The sequence below is a fragment of the Trinickia acidisoli genome (genome assembly GCF_017315725.1).
In the GTDB taxonomy this organism is placed as follows: Bacteria; Pseudomonadota; Gammaproteobacteria; order Burkholderiales; family Burkholderiaceae; genus Trinickia; species Trinickia acidisoli.
Genome location: NZ_JAFLRG010000002.1, coordinates 811102 through 825011 on the forward strand (window position 1 = coordinate 811102; position 13910 = coordinate 825011).

The window sequence follows — 13910 nt, forward strand, 5'->3', positions numbered from 1 at the left end:
TCGGCACAGTCGCGCGCCGCGCGGAGAATATGCCGAAATCGGCACGCTCGACGCGCACCGGCGCCAAGACGCGGCGGCCCGGTGTTCCTACCATTAGGCCCATGAAAACCATCGACATCATCGATTCCCATACAGGCGGAGAGCCGACGCGTCTCGTGATCGCGGGCGGCCCGGACCTCGGGAGCGGCCCGCTCGCGGAGCGGCTCGAAATCTTGCGCACGCGCCACGACGATTGGCGCGCGAGCGTCGTGACGGAGCCGCGCGGCTCGGACGTCGTCGTTGGCGCGCTACTTTGCGAGCCATACGATCGGAGCTGTGCCGTGGGCGTCATTTTCTTCAACAACGTCGGCTATCTCGGCATGTGCGGCCACGGCACGATCGGGCTCGTCGCGTCGCTGGCCTATATGGGCCGGCTCTCGCCCGGGCGCCACCGCATCGAGACGCCGGTGGGCATCGTCGAAGCGACGCTGAACGCCGACGGCAGCGTATCGGTGCGCAACGTGCCGGCCTATCGCTATCGGCGCGACGTCGTGGTCGACGTACCCGGCGCGGGCCGGCTTGCCGGCGACGTCGCATGGGGCGGCAATTGGTTCTTTTTAGTCTCCAATCACGGCCGCATGCTCGAACCGTCTCGCATCGGCGAACTGACGGCCTTCACGCACGAGATTCGCGAGGCATTGATCGAGCAGGGCGTGACGGGGGCGGACGGTGCACTCATCGATCACATCGAACTGTTCACGCCTGGCGACGAGGACGGGATCGATAGCCGCAATTTCGTATTGTGTCCCGGCGATGCGTACGATCGCTCGCCGTGCGGCACGGGCACGAGCGCCAAGTTGGCTTGCCTCGCGGACGACGGCAAGCTCGCGCCCGGTGCGGTGTGGCGCCAGCAAAGCATCGTGGGCAGCGTGTTCGAAGGGCGGTATGCGCTGCTCGATGCGGCCGAGGGCTTGCCGCCCGGCACGCCTGCGATCGTGCCGACGATCACGGGCCGTGCCTACATCATGGCCGAAGGCCAGCTGCTGTTCGAGGAGAGCGACCCGTTCGCCGTCGGCATTCCGAGCACGCGCCCGGCATGAACGCCGATGCCGTCGTCATCGGCGCCGGTATCGTCGGGGCGGCCTGCGCCGCTGAGCTGGCCGCGCAAGGCATGACTGTCGAAGTGCTCGACACGGCCGGGATCGGCGGCGGCGCGACGGCGGCTGGGATGGGGCACATCGTCGTGATGAACGATTCGCCTGCCGAACTTGCGTTGTCGCGCTATTCGCGCGAACTTTGGCTGGCGCTGGCACCGTCGTTGCGCAGTGCCGATGCGTTCTCGCGCTGCGGCACGCTGTGGGTCGCGGCCGATGCCGAGGAATGGGCCGCGGCCTGCGCGCTGCGGCACGCTTTGGCCGGCGCAAACGTAGATGCGGAGTTGCTCGACGCCGCAACGCTTCGCGAGTGCGAGCCCGCGCTCGCGGTACCGATGGCGGGCGCGTTGCTCGTGCCCGACGATGCCATCGTTTATGCACCGCGCACCGCGCAGTGGCTGCTCGAACATTCGTTAGGAGCCCGAAATATTCGGGTTCGCTCCGGCTGCGAAGTGACCAAGCTGGCGAGCGGCGAAGCGCGGCTCGCCAACGGCGAGGTCGTCCACGGCGGCTTGATCGTCGTCGCCAATGGGCTCTTCGCTCAGCGGCTCGTGCCGTGGCTGCCGATCGTGCCGAAGAAGGGCCATCTGCTGATTACCGATCGCTATCCCGACTACCTTCATCATCAAGTGCTCGAACTCGGATACATCAAGAGTGCGCATCAAACGCAAGGGGCGTCGGTGGCATTCAACGCGCAGCCGAGACCGACCGGGCAAGTGCTGCTCGGCTCGTCGCGCCAATTCGACACGATCGATCCAGCCGTGGAATGGCCGGTGCTCGCGCGTATGATCGAACGCGCGGCGCGCTATTTGCCGGCGTTTTCGTCGCTGAACGCGATTCGCGCATGGACAGGCTTTCGGGCGGCGACGCCGGATGGGCTGCCGATCATCGGTCCGGCGGGCGATGCGCTGCCGGGCGTATGGGTGGCCGCGGGGCACGAAGGGCTCGGCGTGACGACCTCGTTGGCGACGGCGAAACTGCTCGCCGCGCAGATCGCCGGGACGCGGGCGGCGATCGATGCGGCGCCGTATCGGGTGGACCGTTTTGCCGCGGAGGCGAGCGATGGCGCATGAGACGGCGATGGACGATCGCGAAGCTACGCACGTTATCGTGACGATCGACGGCGCGCCGATTCGGGTGCCGGCGTATACGACGGTCGCGGCCGCGGTGCTGCGCCACTACGGCATTCGCGGCACGCGTGTATCGGTGAGCGGGCAGCCGCGCGCTGCGTTGTGCGCGATGGGCGTGTGTCAGGAGTGCCGCATGACGATCGACGAGCGTGCGCATGTGCTGGCCTGTCAAACGGTTTGCCGCAGCGGCATGACGATCCGCACGGAAGGCATGGCTTCATGAAGGCGACATTCGATCTCGTCATCGTCGGCGCGGGGCCGGCCGGGCTTGCCGCAGCGCGTGCGGCCACGGCAAGCGGGCTTGCCGTCGCGCTGGTCGACGACAATCCTCGGGCAGGTGGGCAAATATGGCGTCAAGGTCCCGGAGTCGTGGTGCCCTATGCGTTGCATGAATTGCTTGCTGAATTGATTGGCAGTCCTAACTTTACGCATTTTGGCGGCAGCAGAGTGTCGGCATTCGCAGGCTCGCGCGAGATGATCGTCGAATCGTCGGAGCGCGGTGGACTGTCGATTTCTTTCGGACAACTCATCATTGCCACAGGTGCGCGCGAGCGATTGCTACCGTTTGCGGGGTGGACATTGCCGGGCGTGACAGGGGCCGGCGCGCTGCAAGCGTTGATCAAAGGCGGGACGCCGGTGCGCGGCGAGCGTGTGGTGCTGGCCGGCAGCGGGCCCTTGCTCGTCGCGGCGCTGGCCACGGCGCGCGCGGCCGGCGCTCGCGTGGTGGCCGTCGTCGAGCAGGCGCCGTGGCGCGCGCTGTTGCCGTTCGGTTTCGCGCTCGGCGCGACACCGTCCAAGGTGTGGCAGGCGATTCGATTGACGCGCGGTTTCGTCGATACGCGTTATTGGCCCGACAGTGTCGTTGCTCAGGCACTCGGGGACGGGCGAGTCGAAGCGGCCGTCATCCGCCGCGGCGAGCGCGAGGTGACGCTCGAATGCGAGCGTATCGCGTGCGGGTATGGTCTCGTGCCGAACGTTTCGCTGGCGCAGATGAGCGGTTGTACGCTCGAGCAGGGCGCAATTGCCGTCGACCGTGCGCAGCTCACCTCGGTGCCCGGTGTCTGGGCCGCGGGGGAGTGCACCGGCATCGGCGGCATGGAGCTGGCGCGCGCCGAAGGCGAGATCGCGGGACTTGTTGCGAGCGGCCAGCCTGTGTCGGTCGCGCTCATCCACGAGCGCGATCGTTGGCGCCGCTTCGCGCAACGCGTGGCGCGGTCGTTCGAACTCGGCACACGGATACGTGCGTGGCCCAGCAGCGAGACGATTCTGTGCCGCTGCGAGGACGTGGCATTCGGCGAGGTTGCTGCGCATCCAACGTGGCGCGATGCGAAACTGCACACACGGTGCGGCATGGGTCCATGCCAAGGGCGTATCTGCGGTGCGGCCGTGGAAACGTATTTCGGCTGGAACGCGGCGACGCCGCGGCCGCCGCTCGTGCCGACGCGGATCAGCGCGTTGTTGGAGGCGCAGCGCCCGGACGGCGCTCGCCTATAATCGAGGCGCTTCGCGCGGCGCATCCATGCCGCGCTGTTTTCCGTGCCCAGTGACGATGCCTCCGACGATTCCGTTGCCGCAAATGCCCGCCGCCGAAACGCTGGCCGATATGCTGCCGTATTACGCGCAGCTCGAGCCGGTCCTCGATGCGCTACCCGACTTGGTCTTCTTCGTGAAGGATCGCGATGCACGCTATGTGCTCGTCAATTGCACGCTGGCGACGCGTTGCGGCTGCAAAGACAAGCGTGGAATCGTCGGGAAGACGACGGAGGAGGTTTTCCCGTCGCGTTTCGGCGCAGCTTACATGGAACAGGACCAGTCGATCGTCAATGGCGGCGCACCGATGATCGGTCAACTCGAACTGCATTTGTATCCGGGCCGCCAACCGGGATGGTGCTTGACGTCGAAAGTGCCGCTGCGCAACAGCGCGGGGCAGGTCGTCGGTATCGCCGGTGCATCGCGCGATCTGAAGGCCAACGAGCGGACGCATCCGGCCTATTCGAAACTTGCCGAGGTCGTTCAGTACATTCAAGAGAATTATGTGCAGCCGCTCAATTTGACGTATCTCGCGCAAATGGCAGGCATGTCCGTTGCTCAACTAGAAAGGTATTTCCATAAGGTGTTTCATCTGACGCCGCGGCAGGTGTTGCTGAAAACGCGTCTCGACGCGGCAACGGCATTGCTTGCATCGAGCGACAAGGTGACCGACGTGGCGGCGCTATGCGGTTATACGGATCACAGCGCCTTCACGCGCCAATTCAAGGCGACCGTCGGCGTGACGCCGAGTGAGTACCGGATGCTGTTGCATGGCGCGACCTCGCGCTGAAAACATGCACCGCGTGAAAGAAGTACGAACGCGTTGCGTGCGGACAAATGGCGTCGGATCCATTGGCATGGATCTACGAACTTCTGGCGGATTTGGCTGGCGCGAATTCGCGACTTCGTCTTGACGCATAGGAGCGGGTGAATGATAGTGGGCCACTTGTTCGATTCGATCAGTCGATGTCATGGTTAAGCTTTCCCATCGAATCGGGCGGTTAATCGCGCTCGCGCCGACGAGCGCTTATTCGAAGCGAGGCGCAACGTTTGCGTCGTCCGCACATTAGGAGTGCGGATATGCGCGATCAAACCGCTCACGAGCCGAAATTTCCGACAGCATGCGCCCGCTGTGGCGGCCGGATTTCGGAACCCGTTGCCTTCTGCCCCCACTGCGGCGCGCATGCGCGTTTCGCGTTGACCGGCGATGCGCCGCATGCAAGCAGTGCCGAGCGTGCGGGCTTTGTCGAGCGCGGTGGGCCTGCCGCGCACGCTGGCTCCGCCCGGCGCGAGCCGTACAGCGCGGCTGCGGCGGCATCGGTGCGCGCTGAGCCCACGGTGCCCGTCTACGATTTCGAGGGCGATCTGGATCCGCCGTGGCCCGGGCCGCCCACTCCCTTGTTTGCATCGCCCGACGGCGATCCTTATGGCGAAGTTCACGCGGGCGCATTTCGCGGAACGCGTCAATGGGGGCTCAAAGGCGGAACAGGGTTGGTCGTCGCCGCTTTCGTCCTCCTTTACGGCGGCGCGGTACTCGTGCATCGGCGCGACGATACTTCGTCAGTGTCTTCGTCGATGTCTTCGTCCGTATCGCAGCAGAGCGCATCGAAATCCGTGGAAGGCGCGATTGGGTCGAACGAGGACAATGCCGCGACATTCGCAGCGCCGACGAACGGTGGCGCGCTGCAGCCGCCGGCACCGTTCGCGAACGGCAACGGCGCTGTGCAGGCACCCTCATCGAACGATGCCGCCGCGCGAGCGAATAGCGTGCCACCGAGCGATGTGACGTTGAACAATACAGCGCCCGCGCCGAAGGCCGGCACGCCGATGTCGCCCAACACGGCCATTGCGTCGCTGCCGCCCCCGGTCGCTCCGGTTCAGGTGCAGCCCAGTGGTGTTGACGAGCAGGGCAAGTGGAACAGGCACGCGCACGGCTATGCACGCGAAGCCAACGCGCGCGCATTCGAAGGCGATGCGGCGATCACGCAAGCGAAACCGAAATCGCAACCGCAACCGAGGGAGGCGCGGACCGGGCATGCCGCGTTCGTGCGCGCGTTGGACAGTGCGCAAGTGCGGTTTGCAAAAAGCGATCTCCGAGGCGCGCGCGCGTCGCTGGCGAGCGCGTTGGCGGCCGATCCGAATAACGGCGATGCACTTGCGTTGCGCGATCAGCTCGTCTCGCGCGAGCAGCAACGCGATGCGTCATTGGGTGCGGCACGCGCGTGCGTCGTAGCATCGCGTTGGAATTGCGTGTGGCACAACGCGGGCAAGGCGCTCGCGATCGATGCCAGCAGCACCGAGGCGAAGGCGCTCGTGGACCGAGCGATCGTCGAGTCGGGCGCGGCGACGACGCCGGCCGGCCCGGGGCCGGACAACGTCGCAGTGCCGATGGTGCAGTAGTCGGCCGCGCAGTAACGCGAACGCATCGAGTCGGTGTAATTATCGGCGTTGGAGCGATTTCATGATCTCGTGAAATGCCGCCGATCGAGACGATGAATAGGTGCCTGCGCTTACCGATGCACGCGCTCGGCGATCGCGTCCGTGGCGATTTTCGTCAGGTAGGTCAATTCGGCTGCGGCGAGCCCGAGCAGCCCGTGCGTCGACTCAAGGCCAAAGCGCGAGAAAGGCGCTGGGATTGGCCGCGCTTCGGCGATCGCGGCTGCGAGCAGTTCGCCGGCGGCGGTCGTGGGCGCGACGCCGTGTCCGCCGAAGCCCACCGCATGCCAGACCCCGTCGCTGCCTCGCCCGATCTGGGGCATCTTGTGCCGCGCATAGCTCATCATGCCGCCCCATGCATAGTCGAGCTTGACGCCCTTCAATTGCGGATAGACGCGCAGCAAATCGCGCGTCAACAACGTGGCGATCACGCGCGGATTGCGTTCGAAGATCGAAATGCGCCCGCCCCAGAGTATGCGCGTGTCGGGAAGGGGCCGGTAATAATCGAACGCGAAGCGCGTATCGTAGACAGCCGCGGCGCAATCGATCGCTTCCTTCAGGCCTGCATCGAGCGGCTCGGTCGTCACGACGTACGTGGCGATCGGCAACACGGCGCGCTCGACAGGGCGATAGACGCCGCGCGCATATGCACCTCCAGCCATGACGACGTGCCGCGCTTCGATCGATCCGTTAGGTGTACTAATCAAATATCGATCGTGCTCGCGCTCATGTTCGAGGCGCAGTGCCGCGCTGCGTTCGTAGATACGCACCCCGGCGTCCATTAGGGTCTTTGCGATTCCGAGCGCGTATTTGAGCGGATGGAAATGAAAGCCGTGCCGCTCGAGCAGGCCGCCGTGATAGCGGTCGGTTTTCAATCGATCGCTCAGCGCGCTTTTCGAAATAGGCTCCCATTCGACACCGAACGACGTGCGCATCAATTCGCGCTGAGCGGCGAGGCTGCCGGGGCGGCCGAACCAATCGGCCAGGATGACGCCGGCATTCACGACGTCGCAGTCGATTTCGTAACGCGCGATGCGCTTGCCGATCAACTCGACGGCGTCGAGCGTCAGCCGATAGAGCGATCGCGCGTCCCGCGGGCCGAGCGCGCGCAGCAGGTCGGCACAATCGAGGCTATAGCCGCCGAAGACGAAGCCGCCGTTTCGACCGGACGCACCGAAACCCACGCGCTCCGCCTCGAGAATGACGACGTTGCGCATACCACGTTCCACGAGGCCGAGCGCCGTCGCGAGTCCGGCAAAGCCGCCGCCGACGATGCACACGGCCGCCTCCTCGCGCATGGCTGCCAGCGAGGGACGTTCCGTCCGCTCGACCGTGGCTTCGTAAAAGCTCGATGCTGCCGTTCGCATTGGGTATTCCTTGTTATGCCAGGTTTCGCGTGATTGTCCAGGCTACCTTCGCAATCGCGTGTTCTCATTCGCTCCGTTGAAAGAGCGATGAATATCGTCGTTTCTGCGGTCAGCGACAATCGACGATAATTTTTCAGACACAAAACTATTTCTTATGGATCTTCGTGTATGGCCAGACATCTGCCGCTCAATGCTCTGCGAGCATTCGAATCGTCGGCCCGCCATCTGAGCTTTACCCGCGCCGCGCGCGAGATGAACGTGACGCAGGCCGCCGTCAGCCAGCAAGTCCGCGCGCTCGAGGAGCGGCTCGGCGCTCAACTGTTCAAGCGGTTGCCGCGCGGGCTGGGGATGACGGACGAGGGGCAAGCGTTGCTGCCCGTCCTCTCCGACGCATTCGGCCGCATCGACGCGGTGCTCAAGCAGTTCGAAGGCGGCCATTTCCATGAGGTGTTGACGGTCGGGGTGGTCGGCACGTTTGCCGTGGGCTGGCTCATGCCGCGTCTGAATCGGTTTCGCGCGGCCCATCCGTTCATTGAATTGCGACTGCTGACGCACAACAATCTCGTCGATTTCGCGGCCGAAGGCCTCGATTTCGCGATCCGTTTCGGCGACGGCAATTGGCCCGGCACGCAAGCCGCGGCATTGCTCGATGCGCCGCTCACCGCATTGTGCGCCCCCGATTTGGCCAAGCGCCTGCGCGTGCCGCGCGATCTCGCAGCCGAAACGCTGCTGCGCTCTTACCGCGCCGACGAATGGGCGCTCTGGTTTGCCGCGGCGGATCTGTCGGCGGGAGCGATACGCGGCCCCGTATTCGATTCGTCGCGCCTGATGGTCGAGGCGGCGATGCAAGGCGCCGGGGTGGCGCTCGCGCCCGCACGCATGTTCGAGCGGGAGCTTCAGGCGGGACGCCTCGTGCGCGTGTTCGATGTCGAGGTCAACACCGGCAGCTACTGGCTTACCTGGCTCAAATCGAAGCGGATGTCGCCGGCGATGCAGGCGTTTCGCGATTGGATCGTGTCGGAGGCGGCGGCTTAGGGCGCGTTCGCCACGCTTTCGAAGATCGTTCGCGGCGCCGGCCATCGAAAGGGCCGGCGCAAGCCCGTGATTTGCGTGAACAGGCCCTGGCAGGCGCGTCGCTGTCACGGGCGCGACGCATCTGACGCCTGCGGCACGACGGGCACGAGCGAAGCAAGCCATTGCGAGAGGGCAACGAACGGCTCGTCGTTCGCGCCCGCGTCGGGGGCGACGAGGTAGTAGCCGGCGTCGCTCGCGAGCGGCATGTCGAGCGCGACGGCAAGCCGTCCTGAAGCGAGTTCGTCGGCGATCAGGATTTCCGGCATCAGCGCGACACCCATGCCGGCCAGCGCGGCGCTCGCCAGCATCGTGAACAGTTCGTAGCGCGGCCCGCGTACGGCGCGGGCGTCGTCGCCGAAACCGTGCGCGCGAAACCACTCGCGCCACGCGTCGGGCCGCGTCGATAGGTGCAGGAGCGGCATGTCGACCAAGCGTTCGCGCGTGAGCGGCGCGCAATCGGCCATCAATGCCGGGCTGCAGACCGGCACCGCATGGCCTTCGCGAAAGAGCAGCGTGCCTTGCGTGCCGGGCCATACCGCTCGACCAAAGTAGACGGCGGCGTCGAACGGCGAATCGCTGAACAGAAACGGCTCCGTGCGGATCGAGAGGTTGACCGTAATGTCGGGCCGCAGCGCTCGGAACCGCGGCAGGCGCGGAATCAGCCATTGACTTGCGAACGTCGGTACGACGGCGAGTTCGAGCACGCGGCCGACCCCGCGTTGCGCCATCAGCTCGAGCGTATCGCGCTCGATGCGCTCGAGGCTCTTGCGGATCTGCGCGGCATAGTGGCGTCCGTGCGGCGTCAGCACGACCCGCTTCTTGATTCGCAGGAACAAGGCGACGCCGAGCCGGTTCTCGAGCGAGGCGACTTGCCGGCAGACGGCACTTTGCGTGAGCGCGAGTTCGTCGGCCGCGCGGGTGAAGCTTTCGTGGCGTGCCGCCGCTTCGAAAACCTGCAGCGCGGCGAGATTGGGGATGCCTTTTCTCATCGTTGGGGTTGCGCCGGGAACAGGCTTCCGGCGGCAAGTTGGTGATTTTTGCGAATGAAGTGGTGAGTTTAAATCAATTGTCGGCTGGAGGGCAGGCGACGACAATCAATCTGATCAACGGGAACGGGTGCGCATGGAATAGGCCGATGTGCCTTGTCACGGAATGCGCTGCACCTCACAAAAACGGAAACGATGCAATGAACGGCAATCTCGACGCAATGCTCGCAGCCGCCTGCGGATCAGGCGCCGCCCAGCAGTTAGTGACATTGATGAATGTGCCGCCCTCGATGGAACGCTGGGAGGCCGGCATCGTGACACGCGCCGAGCTTGCGCAGGCGCTCAACATGGCGCTTTTCGCCGGGCTGCTCGATCGCGTCCCGACGGGGCGCGCCTATACCGACGGCGTCGCTCGCGAGGATGGGCGGGTACAGTTCGATCACGGTGCGCTTCGCACCGTGCGCTGGCCGCACTGCGGCGCGTTGCCTCCGGGTGAAGCCGCATTCACGCGCATCCTCAAGCCGCTCGGCTATCGTTTGAACGGCACCTATCCGCTCGATCGAATCAAGATGACCGGGCGCTCGTACGCGCATCTCGATGCGCCCGAGCACATCGCGCAGTTTTTCGTCAGCGAGTTGCACCCCGAGCGCTTTTCTAGCGCACTCCAGCAGGCTGTCACGAACGTCGTCGGTTCGTCGGCGGACCCGTTGACGCCGCGGGCCGTCGCATGGCTCGCCGAACTCGAGCGCGATGCGGCCTTGCCGCTCGCCGATGCCTGCGCGCTGCTGCCGATCCTCATACGCTGCTTCGATCGCCAGCATGCGGTGCCTCGTCTCGCCGACTATCTCACGTTGCTTGCCGAATCGGCTGAAATGGCGTGGATCGCTACGGAAGGCAACGCCTTCAACCATGCAACCGACCGCGTGTCCGACGTGTTCGCGGTGGCGGATGCGCAGCGCGAACTGGGCCGGCCCATCAAAGAGCACGTTGAAGTGTCGAAATCGGGCCGTGTCAAGCAGACGGCGTTTCAAGCCGATCCGGTCGTGCGTGTTTTTCTCGGCGACGACGGCAGCGAAGTGCGCCGCGAAGTGCCAGGTTCGTTCTATGAATTCATCACGCGCGACACCTACGTCGACGCGGAAACAGGGCGCGTGGCGCTGGATCTGGGCTTCGATGCAGGCAACGCGACCGGCATCTTCAAAATGACCGCGGCAGCGTGATGGCCATGCGCGAGGTCGTGCCCATCGTGCGAGATCGAGCGGAGAGGAGTGCGATGGCTTCTGCCGATACGACAAGTTCCGACACGCGAGACGATGCGTACGAATTTGCCGCGCCGTTTCGTGCGCCGCAGGGCTCGCCGATCCGCGAGCTGTTCAAGTACGTCGGCCGTCCGGGCATGATTTCGTTCGCGGGCGGGTATCCGTCGAAGGATTTGTTCGATCGCGACGGCTTCGCACACGCGCTCGATGCGGCCTACCGCAGCGATCCGATTGCATGTTTGCAATACGGCGATACGGCCGGCACGCCGGCTTTGCGTGGATCGCTTGCCCGGCTCATGGGCACGCGCGGCGTTGCTTGCAACGCCGACGATATCGTGGTGACGACGGGCTCGCAGCAGGGGTTCGATTTGCTGCTGCGCACACTGATCGCTCCGGGCGATACGGCGCTGATCGAAGAGCCGGCTTATCCCGCCGCGATCCAGGCGCTGCGGCTCGCGGGCGCGAACATCGTCCCGGTTCGGACCGATCGCGACGGGATCGACGTGGACGCGCTCGCCGCCCAACTCGATGCATGGCCCGCGGCGCCCAAGCCGAAGCTGCTCTATACCGTCCCCACGTTTGCAAACCCGACCGGGGCGACGCTGTCCCACGCGAGGCGTGAAGCCCTCGTGCGGCTGGCGGCGGCGCGGCGCATCGTGCTCGTCGAAGACGATCCGTACGGCGAGTTGCGCTTTTCGGGCACGCCGGTACCGCCGATGCGCGCATTGGCCGACGCATGTCCCGGAGCGCGCGACTGGGTGGTTTATTTCGGCAGCCTGTCCAAGATCGTCGCGCCGGGTTTGCGGATCGGTTGGGCGATTGCGCCCGCGCCCATTGCGCGCAGAATGATCGTTGCAAAGCAAACGAGCGATTTATGCACCTCACCGCTCGCGCAGGAGACGGCGCGCCATTATCTGGACAGCGGCAGCTTGGGGTTGCACCTGCGATCGATCGTCGGGGCTTATCGCTCGCGTTGCGAGGCGCTCGTCAAGGCCCTTGGGCATTTTGCGCCGGGCGAGATCGCGTTCACCGCACCCGAAGGCGGCATGTTCGTCTGGGCGAGATTGACTGGCGGGCGCGACGCCGGCGAGGTGCTCAAGCGCGCCATCGAGCGCAATGTGATGTTCGTTCCGGGCCCAGCGTTTTTCGTGCGCGAGCCGGATGCAAGCAGCTTGCGCTTGTCGTTCGCGGCGCCGAGCGAAGCCGAGGCGTTCGAAGGCGCGCGCCGGCTCGCGTCGGCGCTGGCGCAAGCTTAAGGGGCCGATGCAAGCGTAGCGCGCCCGCTTGCATAGGTGGCGTGAACGCGTTTCAATCGCCGGATCGAGGGCAATTTCATGCTGCGTGCCGTGTGCGGGCGGATGAATGGCTCCGGACAAATTTTGACGATGTAACTCGACACTAAGAGGACGTGATGGTAGTCAACGACATTCTCGCAGCGCTCAACGTCGACCTTTCCGCTTGGAAGGGCGATGCCTTGACGGCTCGTTCGCCGCGCGACGGCGCGACGCTCGCGACGCTGGCCGTCGATTCGGCCGCCGCTGCCGAGCGCAAGATCGATGCCGCCCACGCCGCCTTTCTGAAGTGGCGCACCGTGCCGGCGCCGCTACGCGGCGAACTCGTGCGTGTTTTCGGCAACGTGCTGCGCGAACATAAGGACGCGCTCGGCCGGCTCGTGACCCTCGAAGCGGGCAAGATCCGCTCGGAAGGGCTAGGCGAAGTGCAGGAAATGATCGACATCTGCGATTTCGCGGTCGGGCTGTCCCGCCAGCTCTACGGTCTGACGATCGCGTCGGAGCGTCCGGGCCACCGGATGATGGAAACATGGCATCCGCTCGGTGTCTGCGGCGTGATCTCGGCGTTCAACTTCCCGGTGGCCGTATGGGCCTGGAATGCCGCGCTCGCTTTCGTGTGCGGCGATCCGATCGTTTGGAAACCGTCGGAGAAGACGCCGCTCACGGCCATCGCTTGTCAAGCGTTGTTCGCGCAAGCCGTCCGCGAATTCGACAAGGTGCACCCGGGCGTCGCGCCCGAAGGGCTGTCGCAATTGATCATCGGTGGCCGCGAGGTGGGCGAAGCGCTGACGCATTCGCACAAAGTGCCGCTCGTGAGCGCGACGGGCAGCGTGCGAATGGGCATCGAGGTGGCACAGACGCTCAGCAAGCGGCTCGCGCGCAGCATTCTCGAGCTCGGCGGCAACAACGGCATGATCGTCGCGCCGAGCGCCGATCTCGACCTCGTGGTGCGCGCCGTCACGTTCGCGGCCGTCGGCACGGCGGGCCAGCGCTGCACGACGCTGCGCCGGTTGATCGTGCATCGCAGCGTCGCCGATACGCTGCTGCCGCGTCTTGAAAAGGCATTCGCATCGGTCAAGGTTGGCGATCCGCTCGATGCAGATACGCTCGTCGGTCCGCTGATCGATCGCGGCTCGTTCGACGCCATGCAGACGGCGCTCGCACAGGCGTGCAAGGACGGCGGACACGTGACGGGCGGCGAGCGCGTCGACGTCGGCCGCGACGGCGCTTACTACGTGCGCCCCGCCATCGTGCGGATGCCGGCCCAGACGGCCATCGTCGAACGCGAAACGTTCGCGCCGATCCTCTACGTGCTCGTGTACGACGACTTCGAGCAGGCGCTCGCCGTGCACAATGCGGTGCCGCAGGGGTTGTCGTCGGCGATTTTCACGAACGACGTGCGCGAGGCCGAGCAGTTCATGTCGGCGGCCGGCAGCGATTGCGGGATCGTCAACGTGAACATCGGCACGAGCGGCGCCGAAATCGGCGGGGCATTCGGCGGCGAAAAGGAAACGGGTGGCGGCCGCGAATCAGGCTCCGACGCCTGGAAGAGCTATATGCGCCGAGCGACGAACACGATCAACTACAGCCGCGAGCTGCCGCTCGCGCAAGGCGTGAAATTCGACGTTTGAGCGAGCGCTTTCTGTCTCGAGCCCCGGCGATGATCGCGCTGGGGCGATCGATTATCGCCGGCAGCCCGGGTG

At 65.4% G+C, this 13910-nt stretch carries 12 protein-coding genes; 10 read left to right on the forward strand and 2 right to left on the reverse strand.

The genetic code is table 11. From position 1 onward, the window contains the following. Positions 1–92: 92 nt before the first annotated feature. The 6 genes from J3485_RS22180 (at position 93) to J3485_RS22205 (ending at position 6193) form a co-directional block, all read left to right on the forward strand. Entirely contained in the window at positions 93–1079 is a 987-nt protein-coding gene (locus tag J3485_RS22180; RefSeq protein WP_206958292.1) for a 4-hydroxyproline epimerase, read from the forward strand. Continuing rightward, complete coding sequence (locus tag J3485_RS22185) at positions 1076–2206, forward strand: NAD(P)/FAD-dependent oxidoreductase (RefSeq protein WP_206956466.1); 1131 nt, start codon at positions 1076–1078, stop codon at positions 2204–2206. The genes J3485_RS22180 and J3485_RS22185 overlap by 4 nt, the downstream gene beginning before the upstream one ends. Beyond that, entirely contained in the window at positions 2196–2486 is a 291-nt protein-coding gene (locus tag J3485_RS22190) for a (2Fe-2S)-binding protein (RefSeq protein ID WP_374192458.1), read from the forward strand. Before J3485_RS22185 ends, J3485_RS22190 begins: the two co-directional genes overlap by 11 nt. Then, positions 2483–3757 carry an FAD-dependent oxidoreductase gene (locus J3485_RS22195; RefSeq protein ID WP_206956467.1) on the forward strand — a complete coding sequence of 425 codons (1275 nt, stop codon included), beginning with the start codon at positions 2483–2485 and terminating at the stop codon, positions 3755–3757. The genes J3485_RS22190 and J3485_RS22195 overlap by 4 nt, the downstream gene beginning before the upstream one ends. Positions 3758–3812: 55 nt before the next feature. Continuing rightward, positions 3813–4583: an AraC family transcriptional regulator gene (locus tag J3485_RS22200; protein ID WP_206956468.1), complete on the forward strand. Its 771-nt coding sequence runs from the start codon at positions 3813–3815 to the stop codon at positions 4581–4583. 290 nt (positions 4584–4873) lie between these two features. Next, positions 4874–6193, forward strand: a complete 1320-nt coding sequence (locus J3485_RS22205; protein ID WP_206956469.1) for a hypothetical protein — start codon at positions 4874–4876, stop codon at positions 6191–6193. Between the two features lie 110 nt (positions 6194–6303). Here J3485_RS22205 and J3485_RS22210 read toward each other — a convergent pair whose 3' ends face one another. Further along, entirely contained in the window at positions 6304–7596 is a 1293-nt protein-coding gene (locus J3485_RS22210) for an NAD(P)/FAD-dependent oxidoreductase (RefSeq protein WP_206956470.1), read from the reverse strand. Positions 7597–7764: 168 nt separating this feature from the next. Here J3485_RS22210 and gcvA point away from each other — a divergent pair, with 168 nt between their 5' ends. Next, complete coding sequence (gcvA, locus tag J3485_RS22215) at positions 7765–8631, forward strand: LysR family transcriptional regulator (RefSeq protein ID WP_206956471.1); 867 nt, start codon at positions 7765–7767, stop codon at positions 8629–8631. Between the two features lie 104 nt (positions 8632–8735). Here gcvA and J3485_RS22220 read toward each other — a convergent pair whose 3' ends face one another. Next, the gene (locus tag J3485_RS22220; protein ID WP_206956472.1) at positions 8736–9659 is read right to left on the reverse strand and encodes a LysR substrate-binding domain-containing protein; all 924 of its coding nucleotides are present in this window, start codon (positions 9657–9659) and stop codon (positions 8736–8738) included. A 197-nt stretch (positions 9660–9856) separates the two neighbouring features. On the opposite strand from J3485_RS22220, the gene J3485_RS22225 reads away from it, so the two are divergent. The 3 genes from J3485_RS22225 to amaB all read left to right on the forward strand — a co-directional run bounded on the left by J3485_RS22225 (position 9857) and on the right by amaB (position 13838). Beyond that, positions 9857–10876: a DUF1338 domain-containing protein gene (locus tag J3485_RS22225; protein ID WP_206956473.1), complete on the forward strand. Its 1020-nt coding sequence runs from the start codon at positions 9857–9859 to the stop codon at positions 10874–10876. A gap of 53 nt (positions 10877–10929) precedes the next feature. Then, positions 10930–12171, forward strand: coding sequence for an aminotransferase-like domain-containing protein (locus J3485_RS22230; protein ID WP_206956474.1), 1242 nt, complete (start codon positions 10930–10932; stop codon positions 12169–12171). A gap of 155 nt (positions 12172–12326) precedes the next feature. Further along, the gene (amaB, locus tag J3485_RS22235; protein ID WP_206956475.1) at positions 12327–13838 is read left to right on the forward strand and encodes an L-piperidine-6-carboxylate dehydrogenase; all 1512 of its coding nucleotides are present in this window, start codon (positions 12327–12329) and stop codon (positions 13836–13838) included. Positions 13839–13910: the final 72 nt, after the last annotated feature.

Excerpts from the sequence above, each read along its gene's own strand:
- J3485_RS22185 (WP_206956466.1), top strand. The coding sequence starts at position 1,076 with ATGAACGCCGATGCCGTCGTCATCGGCGCCGGTATCGTCGGGGCGGCC.
- J3485_RS22190 (WP_374192458.1), top strand. The coding sequence starts at position 2,196 with ATGGCGCATGAGACGGCGATGGACGATCGCGAAGCTACGCACGTTATC.
- J3485_RS22195 (WP_206956467.1), top strand. The coding sequence starts at position 2,483 with ATGAAGGCGACATTCGATCTCGTCATCGTCGGCGCGGGGCCGGCCGGG.
- J3485_RS22200 (WP_206956468.1), top strand. The coding sequence starts at position 3,813 with ATGCCTCCGACGATTCCGTTGCCGCAAATGCCCGCCGCCGAAACGCTG.
- J3485_RS22205 (WP_206956469.1), top strand. The coding sequence starts at position 4,874 with ATGCGCGATCAAACCGCTCACGAGCCGAAATTTCCGACAGCATGCGCC.
- J3485_RS22210 (WP_206956470.1), bottom strand. The coding sequence starts at position 7,596 with ATGCGAACGGCAGCATCGAGCTTTTACGAAGCCACGGTCGAGCGGACG.
- gcvA (WP_206956471.1), top strand. The coding sequence starts at position 7,765 with ATGGCCAGACATCTGCCGCTCAATGCTCTGCGAGCATTCGAATCGTCG.
- J3485_RS22220 (WP_206956472.1), bottom strand. The coding sequence starts at position 9,659 with ATGAGAAAAGGCATCCCCAATCTCGCCGCGCTGCAGGTTTTCGAAGCG.
- J3485_RS22225 (WP_206956473.1), top strand. The coding sequence starts at position 9,857 with ATGAACGGCAATCTCGACGCAATGCTCGCAGCCGCCTGCGGATCAGGC.
- J3485_RS22230 (WP_206956474.1), top strand. The coding sequence starts at position 10,930 with ATGGCTTCTGCCGATACGACAAGTTCCGACACGCGAGACGATGCGTAC.
- amaB (WP_206956475.1), top strand. The coding sequence starts at position 12,327 with ATGGTAGTCAACGACATTCTCGCAGCGCTCAACGTCGACCTTTCCGCT.